This window comes from Streptomyces sp. NRRL WC-3742, assembly GCF_000720635.1.
In the GTDB taxonomy this organism is placed as follows: domain Bacteria; phylum Actinomycetota; class Actinomycetes; order Streptomycetales; family Streptomycetaceae; genus Kitasatospora.
Genome location: NZ_JOCF01000003.1, coordinates 51,357 through 67,757 on the forward strand (window position 1 = coordinate 51,357; position 16,401 = coordinate 67,757).

Here is a 16,401-nt window from a genome sequence, read left to right on the forward strand (position 1 = left end):
GAGACCGGTGGGACAACCTGTGACAGACCAGTGAGGAGCGCCGCATGAGTGACCCGGGGTTCCCCCAACTGCCCCCCGGCTTCCGGTTCGGCGCCGCCACCGCCGCCTACCAGATCGAGGGCGCCCACGACGAGGACGGCCGGGGCCCGTCCATCTGGGACACCTTCAGCCACACCCCGGGCCGCACCCACGGCGGCGCCACCGGGGACACCGCCTGCGACCACTACCACCGCCACCCGCAGGACGTGGCCCTGCTCCGGGAGCTGGGCGTGGACGGCTACCGGTTCTCCCTCGCCTGGCCGCGCCTGCTGCCGCAGGGCACCGGAGCCGTCAACCAGAAGGGCCTGGACTTCTACGACCGGCTGATCGACGAACTGCTCGACGCCGGCATCGAACCCGCCGCGACCCTCTACCACTGGGACCTGCCGCAGGCCCTGGAGGACCGGGGCGGCTGGCGGGTGCGGGAGACGGCGGAGGCGTTCGCCGAGTTCGCGGCCGTCGCCGGGGACCGCTACGGGGACCGGGTCGAGCGGTGGATCACCCTCAACGAGCCCTTCTGCTCCGCCTTCGTCGGCTACGCCGAGGGCCGCCACGCCCCCGGCGCCCGGGAGGGCCGCGGCGCGCTCGCGGCCGCCCACCACCTGCTCGTCGGCCACGGCCTGGCCGTACGGGAGCTGCGCACCGCCGGCGCCCACGAAGTCGGCATCACGCTCAACCTCGACCGCCTGCACCCCGCCTCCGGCCGCCCCGAGGACCTCGCCGCCCTGCGCCGGGCCGAGGTCCTGCACAACGAGGTCTGGACGGAACCACTGTTCGCCGGGCGCTACCCCGAGCACGAGGCCGAGACCTGGGCGGGCCTGGCCGACGGCGACTGGCGGCGGCCCGAGGACCTCCAACTCATCGGCGCCCCGCTGGACTTCGTCGGCATCAACTTCTACCGGCCGATCACCGTCGAAGCCGCCCCGCACCGCGAGCCCGACCCCGAACGGCGCACCGCCACGGACATCGGCGTCGCCGAACCGGACCCGTACGGCACCCGGCTGACCACCATGGGCTGGCCCGTCGTCCCGTCCGCGTTCACCGAGCTGCTGTGCAACCTCGACGCCCGCTACCCGCAGCTCCCGCCGATCTGGATCACCGAGAACGGCTCCGCCGAGGCCGACAGCGTCACCCCCGACGGCCGGGTCCACGACCCGGAGCGGATCGACTACCTGGCCCGCCACCTCGCCGCCGTCGCCGACGCCGTCGCCGCCGGGGTCGACGTGCGCGGCTACTACGTCTGGTCGCTGCTGGACAACTTCGAGTGGGCCCGCGGCTACGACCAGCGCTTCGGCCTCGTCCACGTCGACTACGACACCCTGACCCGCACCCCCAAGGACAGCTACCACTGGTACCGGGGCCTGATCACCGCGCACCGCGCGCGGACGGAGGAAACCGCCCGATGAAGTTCACCGACGGCTACTGGCTGATGCGCCCGGGCGTCACCGCGCGCTACGCCACCGAGGTCGCCGACGTCCGCACCGGCGAGGACCGGCTGACCCTCTACGCGCCCGTCAAGCACGTGCGCGGCCGCGGCGACATGCTCAACAGCCCGCTGCTGACCGTCGAGTGCTGGTCTCCCGCCGAGGGCGTGATCGGGGTGCGCGCGACCCACCACGCCGGTTCGGTGCAACGGGGTCCGGAGTTCGCGCTGCCCGGCTCCGCACCGGGCGGCGGCAAGGTGCGCCGGGACGGCGACGTGGTGGAACTGAGCTCCGGCGAACTGACGCTGCGGGTGGACACGGCCGGGCCCTGGCGGCTGGAGTTCACCGCCGGCGGCCGGGTGCTGACCACGGTCGGCGAGCGCGGTACCGGCTTCGTCACCGACGCGGACGGCCGCCACCACATGCTCGGGCAGCTCTCCCTCGGCGTCGGCGAACTGGTCTACGGACTGGGGGAGCGCTTCACCCCGTTCACCCGCAACGGCCAGGTCGTGGACGTCTGGCAGGCCGACGGCGGCACCAGCAGCGAACAGGCGTACAAGAACGTCCCGTTCCACCTGACCAACCGGGGCTACGGGGTGTTCGTCAACCACCCCGGCAAGGTCAGCTACGAGATCGGCTCCGAGGCCGTCGGCCAGGTGCAGTTCAGCGTCGAGGACCAGTCGATCGAGTACTTCGTCGTCCACGGCCCCACCCCCAAGGAGATCCTCGAGCGCTACACCGCCCTGACCGGCCGCCCCGCGCTGCCCCCGGCCTGGGCGCTGGGCCTGTGGCTGACCACCTCCTTCACCACCGACTACGACGAGGCCACCGTCAACCGCTTCGTCGGCGGCATGGCCGAACGCGGCATCCCGCTGAGCGTGTTCCACTTCGACTGCTTCTGGATGCGCGGGTACCAGTGGAGCGACTTCCGCTGGGACCAGGACACCTTCCCCGACCCGGCCGGCATGCTCGCCAGGCTCAAGGAACAGGGGCTGCGCGTCAGCCTGTGGATCAACCCGTACATCGCGCAGAAGTCGGAGCTGTTCGCCGAGGGCGTGCGCGAGGGCCACCTGGTGCGCCGCCCGGACGGCAGCGTCTGGCAGTGGGACCTCTGGCAGCCCGGCATGGCCCTGGTCGACTTCACGAACCCGGCCGCCCGCGACTGGTACACCGGCAAACTGCGCGCCCTGCTGGACGTCGGCGTGGACTGCTTCAAGACCGACTTCGGCGAGCGCATCCCCACCGACGTCCTCTGGCACGACGGCTCCGACCCCGAGCGGATGCACAACTACTACACCCACCTGTACAACCAGGCGGTGTTCGAGCTGCTCCGCGAGGTGCGCGGGGAGGGCGAGGCGCTGCTGTTCGCCCGCTCCGCCACCGCGGGCGGTCAGCAGTACCCGGTGCACTGGGGCGGCGACTGCGAATCGCACTTCAACGCCATGGCGGAGTCGCTGCGCGGCGGACTGTCGCTGGGCCTGTCCGGTTTCGGCTTCTGGAGCCACGACATCGGCGGCTTCGAGGGCACCCCGACCCCGGCGGTCTTCAAGCGCTGGGCGCAGTTCGGCCTGCTCTCCTCGCACAGCCGGCTGCACGGCAGCAAGTCCTACCGGGTGCCGTGGGAGTTCGGCGAGGAGGCCGTCGAGGTCACCCGCGAGTTCACCCTGCTCAAGCACCGGCTGGCGCCCTACCTCCAGCGCGCCGCCCAGCAGGCGCACGCCACCGGTGTCCCGGTGATGCGCGCGATGGTGCTGGAGTTCCCGGACGACCCGGCCGCGGCCGCGCTCGACCGGCAGTACCTGCTCGGCGACGACCTGCTCGTCGCCCCGGTGTTCACCGAGGACGGCACGGTCGAGTACTACGTGCCCGAGGGGATCTGGACCAACGTCCTGACCGGCGACCAGGTCACCGGCCCGCGGTGGACGCGCGAACAGCACGGCTTCCACACCCTGCCGCTGCTCGCCCGCCCCGACTCCGTCATCCCGCTCGGCGCGGACGACCAGCGCCCGGTCTCCGCCTGGGCCGAGGGTGTGGAACTGCGCGTCCACGCCTTCGCCGACGGCGCCGAGCGCACCGTCGTCGTCCCCCGCAGCGAGGGCGCCGGCGAGACGGCCCGCTTCCACGTGCGCCGCACCGGCGACCGCCTGCGGGTGACCACCGACAGCCCGTACCCCTGGCAGCTGCGGATCGGCGGCCCGGACGGCGCCCTGCACGTCAGCCCGGCCGGCACCCGCGAGGCCGAACTGCCCTACCCGGCCTGACCGCACCGAAGGCGGGGCTCCGGCTCGGAGCCCCGCCTTCGGCACCCGTGCCCGTTACTCAGGACCGCGCCACGTCGCGATCACCGCGGGTCGGGCGGGTCAGCGTTGCAGGGTGAGGAGGCCCGGCCGGTACGGCAGTTGCAGGTACGGGCTGCCGTCGCTCCTGGGGTCCCTGCCCTGGTAGAGGAACTGCAGGTGGCAGGCGTCGACGGTCATGGTCTGGTCGGGGTTGTCGCGGACGAGGTCGCCGTGGCTGATGTCGTTGGTCCAGGTGGCGCCGCTGTTGGCCTTGCCGGCGAAGGGGTTGCTCTCGGTGGCGGCCTGCGGAGTCCACGGACCGTCGAGGCCGGAGGCCGTGAACGAACGGAAGTAGCGCCCGTTCGTCCCCCTCGCCTCCACGAACATGAGGTACTGGTTCTGGCCCTGGACCTTGTAGACCTGCGGCGCCTCGAACAGGTTGGCCTCCGTGTCGCTCATGACCGTGGTGAAGGAGCCGAAGGTGCCCGGGAAGTTCCCGATCGGCATGCTCGCCCGGTAGATGCTGCCGTTGTCGCCGGCGAAGAACAGGTACATGTTCTGGTCGTCGGCGATCAGGGTCGGGTCGATCGGGCCGCCGGTCGGGAGGCTGCCGGTGAACAGGTTCTGTGGCGCGGACCAGCCGTTGGGGTTGGTGGGGTCGCTGGACGTGCGGTAGGTGAAGGACCAGGAGGTACCCCATCCCAGGGACGCCAGCACCCAGATGTTCCTGGGCGCGAAGTAGAACAGCTGGGGTGCCACCGCGGACTGGGGCAGGCCGGCCTGGGCGGTCGAGGCCATGTCCGACCAGTTCGTGAAGGGAGCGAACGCCATCGTCTTCCATGACGAGCCGTCAGAGGTGGTGGCGTAGACGAGGTGCTTGCCGTTGTACGTCGTGGTGGTGAAGTCCTTCAGCGCGACCCACCCGTTCGCGGGCTGCGCCAGCGGACCCGTCGACGTCCAGTGGTACGTCGACGGAAGAGCGCACGAGGTCGTGGAGAGGCCGGTCCACTTCTGGTTGGCGGCGCCGGTGCAGTTCCAGAGCTGCACGGCCGTGCCGTTGGCGGTCCCGCCGCCCGAGACGTCCAGGCACAGTCCGGACTCCACGCCGACGATCGTGCCGTCGGCGTTCACCCGCCACTGCTGGTTCGCGCCGCCGGTGCAGGCCCAGATCGCCACCCGGGTCCCGGCCGAGGTGGCGTGGCCCGGGACGTCCAGGCACTTGTCGCCGTACACGGTCAGCTGATTGTTGTCCGTCGACGTCCACTGCTGGTTGGCCCCGCCCCAGCAGTCGTAGATCTGGAGGTTCGTGCCGTCGGTCCGGGCGGCGCCCGGTACGTCGAGACACCGGCCGGAACCCGTGCCGCGCACGGCGCCGGTGGCGGCGGCCTGAGCCGGGCCGATGGTGAGCATCGCTGCCAGTGCGGCCAGGACGGCGACGGCGGAGGTGAGCACCGCGAACGGATGTGTGCGGTGGGGAGTTGATCTGTCCATGGGGGTCTCGTCATCCTTGAGCAAGCGGCTCGGGTGGTGGGGGAGGACGGGCGATTGTTAGCGCTAACAAATTGCTGCCGGAGGGAACCGGCGGGAGTGAGCGCTGATCCCCCGTTTATAGACCTGGATCCTCGACCGTGTCCAGGGATGTGCGAGCGCGGTGGGCACTCGCCGTCGGGTCCGGACGCCGGTCAGCGCCCGCGGCCGTGCCGGAATGCCGCCGGGGTGGTTCCGCACGCGTCCGTGAAGGCGCGGTAGAAACGGCTGACCGAGCCGAAGCCGGCGGCCGTGGCGACCTGGCTCGCGGGAAGGTCGGTGGTCACCAGCAATCGGCGTGCTTCGGCGAGCCGGTACAGCTTCACGTAGTCGCCGATCGTGGTGCGTACGACCTTGCGGAACTGGGCCATGGCGTAGGTCGGGTGGACGTTCGCCGCCGCTGCGACCTCGGCGACGGTGATGGGCTCGCGGAAGTGGTGCGCGATGTGGCGCGCCATGGCCACAGCCTGACGCAGGGCCGGATCGTCACCGGCGTAACCGTGTACCGGATCGCCGACCGTGGCGCGCGCCAGTCGTCGGACGCGTGCCTGTATCTCCAGCATCGCGATGTGGTGCAGCTCGTCGTCGCCGGCGGCCAGATCCGCGGCCCACTGGGTGAACTTCGCCGGGTCACTCGCGTCGGCACGGGCGGTGGGGGCGATCACCGGCACGCCCGAGAGCACCCGGGCGAGGAGCGACTGCGGCAGCCCCCAGGCCAGGAACCGGTCGAGGGGTACGTGCAGCCAGTGGACGCGCGTCGCCCGGCTCGCCACCAACTGGTGCGGGATGGCGGCCCAGAACATGACGAGGCCGCCTTCCGCGACTTCGAGGAGTTCGCCGCCGTAGAGGTAGATCATCGACCCGCCGTCGGCCACGAAGTTGATTTCCAGGTCGTCGTGCCGGTGTGCCGTCGGCATCGGCGTCGGGCGCCCGGACCAGCCTCGGAGGGACGACGGCTCGTCGACCAGGGTGCCCTGAGGATCCAGGAGTTTCTCAGTTCGAAACGGTGCAGACATCGCGGGAAACCGGGTCCTATCGTCATGGAGCAGTGGACCGCCGCCGCGTCCGGGCGGTCGGGACGACCAGAGGAGCCGACCCTTGTCCTACACCATGCGCGCGGGCGGCCTGGAACGGCACACGGCCGCGGAGATCCTCCGCATCGAGCCCTGGGGACCGGACTCCGTCCGGGTACGGGCGTCGTCCGGGACCATCGACCCTACTGCCCCCGGTGCGTTGGAGAGCCCCGCGCCCTGCCTGGACGCCAAGGTGTCCGTGTCGGACGACGGGCGCGCCGGCCTGGTCAACGGCCGCATCGCCGTGGAGGCGTCGGCGGACGGCCGGCTGACGTTCCGCCACGCCGCGTCGGGCCGCGAACTCCTCGCCGAGAAGAACCCGCGCCTGCATCCCGCCGGCCCCCGCGTCCACGCGGCGGGCGGCCGGACGGAGCAGCACTTCGAGGCGTACGACGGCGAACGGCTGCACGGCCTGGGGCAGCATCCGCACGGCCGCCTGGACCAGAAGGGCTGCGTGATCGACCTCGTCCAGAGCAACACCGTCGCCGCCGTCCCCTTCCTGCACTCCTCGCGCGGGTACGGACTGCTGTGGAACAACCCCGCCACCGGCCGCGCCGAACTGGGCGCCGACACCACCCGGTGGACCGCCGACGCCGGCGGGCGCATCGACTACTGGATCACCGCCGGCGACACCCCGGCCCGGATCCTCGACGCCTACACCAGGGCGACCGGCCGCCCGCCCCTCCTGCCCGAGTGGGCCTCCGGCTTCTGGCAGTCGAAGCTGCGCTACCGCACCCAGGACGAACTCCTGGCGGTGGCGCGGCAGTACAAGCAACGCGGACTGCCGCTGTCCGTCATCGTCTGCGACTTCTTCCACTGGCCGAGGATGGGCGACTGGCGCTTCGAGGAGAGCGAGTGGCCCGACCCCGCCGCCATGGTCAAGGAGCTGGACGATCTCGGGGTCAAGCTCGCCGTCTCGGTGTGGCCGACCGTCGAGCCCGGTAGCGACACCTACGACGAACTGCGTGCGAATGGACACCTCCTCCGGGACGCGCACGGCGGTCTGCTGACCTTCCCGTGGCCGTCCCGGTACGCCGGGGAGGCGTTGCTCCGCCCGATGGCGTACTACGACGCCACCCACCCCGGCGCCCGCGCCGCGCTCTGGCAGCGGCTGAACGACAACTACCGTTCGCTGGGCGTGACCTGCTTCTGGCTGGACGCCTGCGAACCCGACCTGCTGTCCCGGGAGACCGCCGGGCGAGCCGTCTACGCTGCCGGGCCGGCCGCCGAGGCCGCGAACCTCTACCCGCTGGAGCACGCCCGCGCCGTGGCCGACGGCCTGCGAGCCGACGGCGAGGACCGGCCGCTGTCGCTGATCCGCTCCGCCTGGGCGGGCAGCCAGGCCCACGGGGCCCTGCTCTGGTCCGGGGACATCCCCACCACCTTCGACTCCCTCGGACGCCAGATCAGGGCCGGGCTGAACGTCGCGATGAGCGGCATCCCCTGGTGGAACACCGACATCGGCGGCTTCTTCGGCGGCGACCCCGACGACCCGGCCTACCGCGAGCTGCTGATCCGGTGGTTCCAGTACGGCACCTTCAGCCCCGTCATGCGGCTGCACGGGGACCGCGCGCCCAACTTCCCCGCCTTCTCGGCTGACATGACCGGCGGCCCCAACGAGGTCTGGTCGTACGGGGATCAGGCGTACGGCATCCTGCGCACCCACCTGGCCCTGCGTGAACGCCTGCGCCCCTACCTGAGGATGCTCTCCGAGGACGCCCACCGCACCGGAGCCCCGCCGATGCGCCCGCTGTTCTTCGACTTCCCCGAGGACGAGCGCGCCTGGGACGTGGACGACCAGTTCCTCCTCGGCCCCGACGTGCTGGTGGCACCCGTGTACGAGGCCGGCGCCCGCTCCCGCCGGGTGTACCTGCCCGCCGGCGCCCGCTGGGTCGACCCGGTCACCGGGATCGTCCTGGACGGTGGGACGACGCTCGACGCGGACGCCCCGCTGGAACGCCTCCCGGTCCTCGCCCGGGAAGGGGCGGAGGTCGCGGGCCTGCTCCGCTGACCCGGGCCGGGGCCGGTCAGGCCGTGTCCTTCGGCCCACGCCCGGCGGCGACCGCCCGGCGTGGGCCGAAAGGCACGGGTCAGAACGCCTAGCTCCCGCCCATGCCGCCCTGGGCGGCGACCATGGTCAGGTTCAGCCCGTTCACCGCCCGGGCCAGGCCCGGGGTCCCGTCGGCGAGCCGGGCGGTGAGCGCGGCGATCCGCTCGCCGTGGGCATGGCGCTCGTGCCCCGGGAGCACCAGCCGCAGGTGTCCGTGGGCGGCCAGTGCCGCGAGGACCGCGTCGGCGTACGGCACCTGGGCGACCGGTGCGCCGCCGCGGACGGCCTCGGCCACCCGCGCCTGGAGGTCCAGCGCCTCGCGCGGATCGTCCACCGCCACCGTCCGGTGCGGCGCGACCGGGCCGTACGGGTCGCGGTCGGCCATGGTCACCACGCCGAGCACCGCGAGCCGCTCCTCGACGGCCTCCAAGGTGTCCTCGCGGCCGCGCCTGATCCACGCCTTCCAGGAGCGGGGCCGCTCGGCCACCTCCGCGAGCAGTGCGTCCAGGACCGGGTCGCCGGTGGCGGCGGCGGAGACGATCCGCACCCGGCCGGCCCCGTCCTCGTCGACGGCACCCCGGTGGGCGAGCTCGGCCAGGGCGGCGGCGCGCACCAGGAAGCCGGCCCGGGCACGGTCCTGGAGCGACTGCGCCCGGGTGTCGAAGGCCAGCAGGTAGGCGTCCAGATGGAGTCCTCGGCTCATGACCCCGACGATACGGCGCGCCGGGCCGACCGCCGTCGACCTGCGGGACGACCCGCCCTCCACCTGCGGGAGCACGGAGAAGGACGGCGCCCCTGTGCGTGGAGCCGGCGAGCCGGGTCGTGCCGTCCGCACGACCCGGCCGGGGCGCCGGTTCCGGTCAGCGGGCGCCGAGGAGGTGCTCCAGGGCGAGCTGGTCCAGCTGCTCGAAGGCCATGCCGCGCGCGGCGGCCGTGTCGACCTCGAACTCCTCGAAGGCGGAGCGGTCGGCCAGCAGCCCGGCCAGGCCGTCCTGGGCCGTGGGAACGGCGAGTTCGGGCAGCCGGGAGGCGGCGAGCGCGGCCTGCACCTCGGGGTCGGCCCGGAAGGCGCGGGAACGCTCCGCCAGCAGGAGGTAGTTGCGCATGCAGGCCGCCGCCGAGGCCCAGACGCCGTCGAAGTCCTCGGTGCGCGGCGGCTTGAAGTCGAAGTGCTTCGGGCCGTCGTAGCCGGCCGACTCCAGCAGGTCGACCAGCCAGAACGCCTGGCGCAGGTCGCCGGCGCCGAAGCGGAAGTCCTGGTCGTACTTGATGCCGGACTGGCCGTTGAGGTCGATGTGGAACAGCTTGCCGTGCCACAGGGCCTGGGCGATGCCGTGCGGGAAGTTGAGCCCGGCCATCTGCTCGTGGCCGACCTCGGGGTTGAGGCCGACGCGGTCGGGGCGCTCCAACTCGTTGATGAACGCCAGGGCGTGGCCGACCGTGGGCAGCAGGATGTCCCCGCGCGGCTCGTTGGGCTTGGGCTCGATCGCGAACCGCAGGTCGTAGCCCTGCTGCTCGACGTACTCGCCGAGCAGGTCGAAGGCTTCCTTCAGCCGGTCCAGCGCGGTGCGCACGTCCTTGGCCGCGCCGGACTCGGCGCCCTCGCGCCCGCCCCAGGCGACGTAGACCGAGGCGCCGAGTTCGGCGGCCAGGTCGATGTTGCGGATGGTCTTGCGCAGCGCGTAGCGCCGTACGTCGCGGTCGTTGGCGGTGAAGGCGCCGTCCTTGAAGACCGGGTGGGTGAAGAGGTTGGTGGTCGCCATCGGGACCTTCAGCCCGGCGGCGTCCAGCGCGGCGCGGAAGCGCTTGACGGTCGCCTCGCGGGTGGCGTCGTCCGCGCCGAAGGGGATCAGGTCGTCGTCGTGGAACGTCACGCCGTGGGCGCCGAGTCCGGCCAGGCGCTGCACGGTCTCGACCGGGTCGAGGGCGGGGCGGGTCGCGTCGCCGAAGGGGTCGCGGCCCTGCCAACCGACGGTCCACAGGCCGAAGGTGAACTTGTGCGCGGGGGTGGGGACGAGCGGGTCACTGGACATGGAGCGGCTCCCGATCAGTGCCAGGGGGTGTTTGTCAGGACTCTCAACAAATTAGTATGCCGGGACGTCGGAAGGAAACCCCCCGCACCGGAGGAACGCATGGCAGAGCAACGCGTCGTGATCGGCTTCGACAGCTCGACGCAGTCCACCAAGGCCCTCGCCGTCGACATCGACACCGGCACCGTCCTGGGCCAGGGGCGCGCCCCGCACACCGTCAGCACGGGCGCCGGCCGCGAGAGCGACCCCGAGCAGTGGTGGCGGGCACTCGGCGAGGCCGCGGCGGCGACGGGCTGGGCGGACCGCGCGGCCGCCGTCTCGGTCGCCGGCCAGCAGCACGGCCTGGTCACCCTCGACGCGACCGGTGCGCCGGTACGCCCGGCGCTGCTCTGGAACGACGTCCGCTCCGCGCCCCAGGCCGCCGCACTGTCGGCCGCGATCGGCGCGGCGGAACTCGCCCGCCGCACCGGCAGCGTGCCCACCGCCGCCTTCACCGCCCCCAAGTGGGCCTGGCTGCGCGCCCACGAGCCCGCAGCCGCCGAGCGGGCGGCCGCCGTACGGCTGCCCCACGACTTCCTCACCGAGCGCCTCACCGGGACGGCCGTCACCGACCGGGGCGACGCCTCGGGAACGGGCTGGTGGGGGCCGGACGGCTACGACCGGGACATCCTCGACCGGATCGGCCTCGACCCGGGCCTACTGCCGGAGGTCCTGGCCCCGGGCGCCCGGGCCGGCACCGTGCGCCCCGGAACGCCGCTGCGCGAGGGCACACCGGTGGCCACCGGCACCGGCGACAACATGGCCGCCGCCCTCGGCCTCGGCCTGCTCCCCGGCCAGCCGGTGCTCAGCCTCGGCACCTCCGGCACCGTCTACGCCGTGGGCCGGGCCAGGCCCGCCGACCCGACCGGCACCGTCGCGGGCTTCGCCGACGCCCTCGGCGACTGGCTGCCGCTCGCCTGCACGCTCAACTGCACCCTCGCCGTCGACCGCTTCGCCGCCCTCCTCGGACGGGACCGCGAGGAGGTCGAGGAGGGCGGCACCGCCGTCGTCCTGCCCTACCTGGACGGCGAACGCACCCCGGACCTCCCGGGCGCCTCCGGCCTCGTCCACGGGCTGCGCCACGACACCACCCCGGGCCAGCTGCTCCAGGCCGCCTACGACGGCGCCGCCCACGCCCTGCTCGCCGCCCTGGACGGGGTGCTGAGCGAGGGCGGCGCCGACCCGGCGGGCGAGGAGCCGCTGCTGCTGATCGGCGGCGGCGCCCGCGGCCGCGCCTGGCAGCGGACGGTGCTGCGGCTCTCCGGCCGGGCCGTCCAGGTGCCCGAGGCGCAGGAACTGGTTGCGCTCGGCGCGGCCGCCCAGGCCGCCGCACTGATCACCGGCGAGCGGGCCGACGAGGTGGCACGCCGCTGGCGGACGGCCCGGGGCCCGGTGCTGGAGCCGGTGAAGCGGGACGAGGACGCGCTGGCGCGGATCGGCGATACCCTGCGTCGGGCCGGGGCCTTGCAGGGCGCCCCGGCCGGGGACCGGTAGGAGGGACGGCGCGTGACAGCGGTCGGCAGGGCGGCGAGCAGGGGAGCGGAGCACGGGCCCGCCTCGCTGCAGGACATGCGGCGGCAGAACCTGGCGGTCGTCCTCTCCGCCGTCGCCGCGCACAGCCCGCTCTCCCGGGCGGACGTCTCCGGGCGCGTCGGACTGACCAGGGCGGCCGTCTCCTCACTCGTCGACGAGCTGATCGGCCGCGGAGCGGTGACCGAGGCCGCGGCCACCGCCAGCGGACGGGTCGGCCGGCCCGGCCGCGCCCTGACCGTGGCCGGCGAAGGCCCGGCGGGCCTCGGCCTGGAGATCGGCGTCACCCACCTCGGCGCCTGCGTGGCGGACCTGCGCGGCGAACCGCGGCTGTGGCGCCGGGTGGAACGGGCCAACGCGGGCAGGCCGGCCGAAACCGTCCTGGCGGAACTCGCCGCGCTGGCCGACGAGGCGCAGGCCGAGGCCGCCGCCCTCGGGCTGCGCGTCGCGGGCCGCGTCCTGGCCGTGCCCGGGGTGGTGCCCAACACGCCGCACGGACTGCTGGAGCGCGCGCCCAACCTCGGCTGGCACGGTGTCCGGCTCGCCGACCACTGGCCGGACCCGGACACCGTGCCCGACCCCGAGAACGAGGCCAACCTCGGGGCGCTGGCCGAGTACTGGAACGCCGGGAACCCGGAGGAGACCTTCGTGCACGTCTCCGCCGGGGCCGGGATCGGCGCCGCCCTGGTCATCGACGGGCGGCTGTTCCGGGGCGCCCGCGGCTTCGCCGGCGAACTCGGCCACATCCCCGTCCACCCGGACGGCCCCCGCTGTGCCTGCGGCGCCCGTGGCTGCCTGGAGCAGTACGCGGGCGAGGCGGCCGTGCTGCGCGAGGCCGGCCTCACGCAGCACGGCGCCGCTGCCACCGGCGACCCGGTCGCGCTGCTCGCCGAACGGGCGGCGGCCGGCCACCCGCCGACCCTGGCGGCGCTGGACCGCGCGGGCCGCGCCCTCGGCCTTGCCCTCACCTCCGCCGTCGACCTCATCGACCCGGACCGGCTCGTCCTCGGCGGCGCCTACGCCGAACTCGCCGGATGGCTGCTGCCGTCCGTCCGCGCCGAGCTGGCCGAGCGCGTCACTGTGCGGCCCTGGGCCGAGGAGGCGCTGCGCCCGGCCGCCCTGGGGCGGCGCGGGCCCCTGCTCGGCGCGGCGCTGACGACGGTCCGTCGCATCATGGCCGATCCGACGCTGCTGCCCGCCGGCTGACCAGGAGCCCGTGTCGCCGACCACATGTCCGGAGCACCCCCATGCCTCTCGATCCCTTCCTCGCCGACAAGATGCACCTCCTCGACGGCCTCGACAGGCCGGACGCCCACAGCGACCCGCAGTCCGCAGCGCGGCTGAGGGAGTACCTCCGCGATCCCGGCGAGTGGACCGCCCCGGACGTCTCCGTGGAGGACCGCACGGTGCCGGGCCCCCACGGGCGGATCCCGGTCCGGATCTACACCCCCGCCACCGAGCCCGGCCGGGCGCTGCTGTGGCTGCACGGAGGCGGTTTCACGGGCGGCGACCTCGACATGCCCGAAGCGCACCAGGTGTCCGCCGAACTCTCCGCCCGGGCCGGAGCGCTGGTGGTATCGGTCGACTACCGCCTGGCCGTGGACGGCACGCACTATCCGGTTCCCGTCGACGACGCCCACGCCGCCTGGCTCTGGCTCAACGAAACCCTGCGGCTGCGCTCCGGCCCGTCCGGCTCGTTCGGCCCGGTCGCTCTCGGCGGCGCGAGCGCGGGCGCCGCCATCGCCCTGTCCACGGCGATCCGGCTCCGCGACCTGGGGCAGTGGTGCCCGGACGCCCTGCTGCTCGCCTATCCCTTCGCACACTTCCCGAACCCGGCGCTGGACCCGGACACCCGGGCCGAGATGGAGCCGCTTCCGCCGCTCCTGCGGTTCACTCCCGAGGGGATCGAGTCCATGGTGAGGAACTACGTGGGGCGCCTGAGCGACCTACCCCCGTCGGCGATGCCCGGAGCGGCCAACCTCCGCGGCCTTCCCACGACCGGAATCGTCCTCGCCCAGTACGACGACCTGAGGCCCTCGGGCGAACTGCTCCAACGGCAGCTGAACGAGGTCGGAGTCGGCGTACGCTCCTACCTGGCCGCAGGCATGACGCACGGCCACCTCAACCGCAGCCCGTCCCTCAAGGAGGTCGACCGCTCCCTCGACTTCCTCGCCGCCGTACTCACCGCCTGACGGAACGGCAGCAGGAGGCACGGGGCGCGTGGGACTGCGCCATGTCGTGGAGGTGCGGAGAAACGGGTTGCGGTGCCCGGGCGGTGGGCCGAAGGATTGCGCCCTGTGACGACCGTAGAGAACAAACCGCCGTCGGATGCCGCCAGGCCGGTCGCGTTGGTGACCGGTGTCGGCCGCTCCGCCGGGATCGGCGCGGGTATCGCGCACCGACTGGCCGAGGCGGGCTGGGACCTCGCCTTCACGTACTGGACGCCGTACGACGCCCGAATGGCCTGGGGCGCTGAGGCCGGGGCCGCGGACGCCATCGCCGCAGCCCTCGCCGAACGGGGCGCCGCCACGGTGGGGGTGGAGGCCGATCTCGCCGACCCCGCAGCCCCGGAGCGGGTCTTCGAGGAGGCCGAGCGCCGCCTCGGCACCGTCAGCGCCCTGGTGATGTGCCACTGCGAGTCCGTCGACTCCGGCCTGCTCGACACCACGATCGAGAGCTTCGACCGCCACTTCGCGGTCAACGCGCGCGCGACCTGGCTGCTGGTCAGGGAGTTCGGCCGTCGCTTCCGCGGGACGCCGGGAACCGGCCGCGTCATCGCTCTCACCAGTGACCACACCGTCTTCAACCTGCCCTACGGGGCGAGCAAGGGCGCGCTCGACCGCATCACCCTGGCGGCCGCCCACGAACTCGCCCACCTCGGCATCACCGCCAACGTGATCAACCCGGGACCGGTGGACACCGGCTGGATGTCCGAGGAGATCCGCGGCCAGGTCCTGAGCGGAACCCCGGGCGGGCGACTGGGCAGGCCGCAGGACACCGCTCACCTCGTGGAGTTCCTCTGCTCGCCGCAGGGCGAGTGGATCAACGGGCAACTGCTGAAGAGCAACGGCGGCTTCGCCTCCTGACCGGCTGCCCGTGGGGCGTCAGTTGGGGGCGTCCTTGCACAGGGCGTTGTCGACGAGGGCCTGGTAGAGCCGGTCGGTCCGCTCGGGGTCGCTGCGGTCGTACTCGGTGACGGACAGGGCGAGTTGGCGGCTGCCGTCGGCCGTGCCCAGCAGGGCGGTCGAGTAGCCGGGCATGTCGCCGATGTGCCCCCAGGCGACGCCGCAGGAGAGCTGGTAGCGGGTCACTCCGAGGCCGTACTCGTCCTTGCTTCCGGGGACGTCGGCGGTGGTGGTCATCTCGGCGAGCTGGGCCGGGGCGAGCAGTCGGCCGCCGAACAGGGCCGCGTGGAAGCGGTTGAGGTCGGCGGTGGTGGAGACGGCGGCGCCGGCCGCGTCCGCGACCGTCGGGGAGATCCGGGTGATGTCGGCCGGGCCCTCGGGGAGCTGGACGTAGGCGTGCGCGTGCGGGCCGGGGATTCCGGTGGAGGTGGCGGGCAGGGTGGTGTGGCGCAGCCCGAGCGGCTGCAGGATCCGCTCGCGCACCTCCTCCCGCCAACTGCGGCCGGTGACCTGCTCGATGAGCATGCCGACGAGGACGTAGTTGGTGTTGGAGTAGTGGAAGCCCTGGCCGGGGGCGAAGTACGGCGGCATGGCGGTGCCCATGTCCACCAGCTTTCGCGGGCTGTAGCGGACCCACCGGCCGGCGGCGAGGTACGCCCGCTCGCCCGCGTCGTCCCGGGGGCGGATCCGGGGATCGTCGGAGTAGTCGTGCAGCCCGCTGGTGTGGTTGAGGAGTTGGCGCACGGTGATGCCGTCGCCTCCGGGTACGACGCCCGGCAGGTAGTGCTCGATCCGGTCGTCGAGCGCGATCCGCCCCTCGGCGACCAGCTGGAGGGTGGCGGTCGAGACGAGGATCTTGGTGACGCTGCCGGCCCTGAACCTCCCGTCGGCGCGCGCAGGGCGCCGCGTGACCAGGTCCTGGACACCGGCCGCTGCCCGCCAGCGGACCTGCCCGTGGTCGCGCACCTCCGCGAGCGCGGCCGTGCCGCCGCCCTGTTCGACCAGGGCCTTCAGCTCGGGCGGTGGGCCGAAGGTGCGCCCGGGTGGGGCGGGCGGAGCGGCCACGGCGGCGGGGGCGAGCGCGGTGACGGCGACGGCGGCGACGGCGGCCGAGGCGAGCCGTACACCGGGACGGCGGGAACGATCGACTGTCATATCGTCAGACTCGCAGCGAGGGAGGTCGGTTGGCATCGTCCTGCCGGTGTCCTCGCTTCTGCATCTTTCGGTGGACGATCGACCACCGGGGGAGGGGGCCCGAGGGCGCTCCGGACCCGTCAGGTGGCTG

Annotated in this window: 12 protein-coding genes; 7 read left to right on the forward strand and 5 right to left on the reverse strand. The window is 73.4% G+C overall.

What is annotated here, in order from left to right:
- Window positions 1-44 precede the first annotated feature (44 nt).
- Window positions 45-1,445, forward strand: coding sequence for a GH1 family beta-glucosidase (locus IH61_RS0102695; protein WP_031064269.1), 1,401 nt, complete (start codon window positions 45-47; stop codon window positions 1,443-1,445).
- Window positions 1,442-3,724, forward strand: coding sequence for an alpha-xylosidase (yicI, locus tag IH61_RS0102700; RefSeq protein WP_031064271.1), 2,283 nt, complete (start codon window positions 1,442-1,444; stop codon window positions 3,722-3,724). Before IH61_RS0102695 ends, yicI begins: the two co-directional genes overlap by 4 nt.
- 99 nt (window positions 3,725-3,823) lie before the next feature.
- Here the strand turns inward: yicI and IH61_RS0102705 are convergent, their stop codons facing one another.
- Together IH61_RS0102705 and IH61_RS0102710 are read right to left on the reverse strand one after the other, a co-directional pair.
- Window positions 3,824-5,233 carry a non-reducing end alpha-L-arabinofuranosidase family hydrolase gene (locus IH61_RS0102705; RefSeq protein WP_031064274.1) on the reverse strand — a complete coding sequence of 470 codons (1,410 nt, stop codon included), beginning with the start codon at window positions 5,231-5,233 and terminating at the stop codon, window positions 3,824-3,826.
- Between the two features lie 191 nt (window positions 5,234-5,424).
- Entirely contained in the window at window positions 5,425-6,186 is a 762-nt protein-coding gene (locus tag IH61_RS0102710; protein ID WP_051836147.1) for a helix-turn-helix domain-containing protein, read from the reverse strand.
- A gap of 181 nt (window positions 6,187-6,367) precedes the next feature.
- Between IH61_RS0102710 and IH61_RS0102715 the strand changes: the two genes are divergently transcribed.
- Complete coding sequence (locus tag IH61_RS0102715; protein ID WP_078910775.1) at window positions 6,368-8,353, forward strand: TIM-barrel domain-containing protein; 1,986 nt, start codon at window positions 6,368-6,370, stop codon at window positions 8,351-8,353.
- Between the two features lie 88 nt (window positions 8,354-8,441).
- On the opposite strand, the gene IH61_RS0102720 is transcribed toward IH61_RS0102715, so the two are convergent.
- Both IH61_RS0102720 and xylA read right to left on the reverse strand, forming a co-directional pair.
- Window positions 8,442-9,095, reverse strand: coding sequence for a GOLPH3/VPS74 family protein (locus IH61_RS0102720; protein WP_031064282.1), 654 nt, complete (start codon window positions 9,093-9,095; stop codon window positions 8,442-8,444).
- Between the two features lie 157 nt (window positions 9,096-9,252).
- A complete protein-coding gene (gene xylA, locus IH61_RS0102725) occupies window positions 9,253-10,425 on the reverse strand; it encodes a xylose isomerase (RefSeq protein ID WP_031064283.1) in 1,173 nt (390 codons plus the stop codon).
- Between the two features lie 99 nt (window positions 10,426-10,524).
- Here xylA and xylB point away from each other — a divergent pair, with 99 nt between their 5' ends.
- The 4 genes from xylB (at window position 10,525) to IH61_RS0102745 (ending at window position 15,077) form a co-directional block, all read left to right on the forward strand.
- The gene (gene xylB, locus IH61_RS0102730) at window positions 10,525-11,955 is read left to right on the forward strand and encodes a xylulokinase (protein ID WP_031064287.1); all 1,431 of its coding nucleotides are present in this window, start codon (window positions 10,525-10,527) and stop codon (window positions 11,953-11,955) included.
- 12 nt (window positions 11,956-11,967) lie between these two features.
- Window positions 11,968-13,197: an ROK family protein gene (locus IH61_RS0102735; protein WP_031064290.1), complete on the forward strand. Its 1,230-nt coding sequence runs from the start codon at window positions 11,968-11,970 to the stop codon at window positions 13,195-13,197.
- Between the two features lie 41 nt (window positions 13,198-13,238).
- A complete protein-coding gene (locus tag IH61_RS0102740) occupies window positions 13,239-14,183 on the forward strand; it encodes an alpha/beta hydrolase fold domain-containing protein (RefSeq protein WP_031064293.1) in 945 nt (314 codons plus the stop codon).
- Window positions 14,184-14,288: 105 nt separating this feature from the next.
- Window positions 14,289-15,077, forward strand: a complete 789-nt coding sequence (locus IH61_RS0102745) for an SDR family oxidoreductase (RefSeq protein WP_031064295.1) — start codon at window positions 14,289-14,291, stop codon at window positions 15,075-15,077.
- 18 nt (window positions 15,078-15,095) lie between these two features.
- Here IH61_RS0102745 and IH61_RS0102750 read toward each other — a convergent pair whose 3' ends face one another.
- On the reverse strand, window positions 15,096-16,271 hold the full coding sequence (locus IH61_RS0102750; protein ID WP_031064298.1) for a serine hydrolase domain-containing protein: 1,176 nt from the start codon (window positions 16,269-16,271) through the stop codon (window positions 15,096-15,098).
- Between the last annotated feature and the right edge of the window lie 130 nt (window positions 16,272-16,401).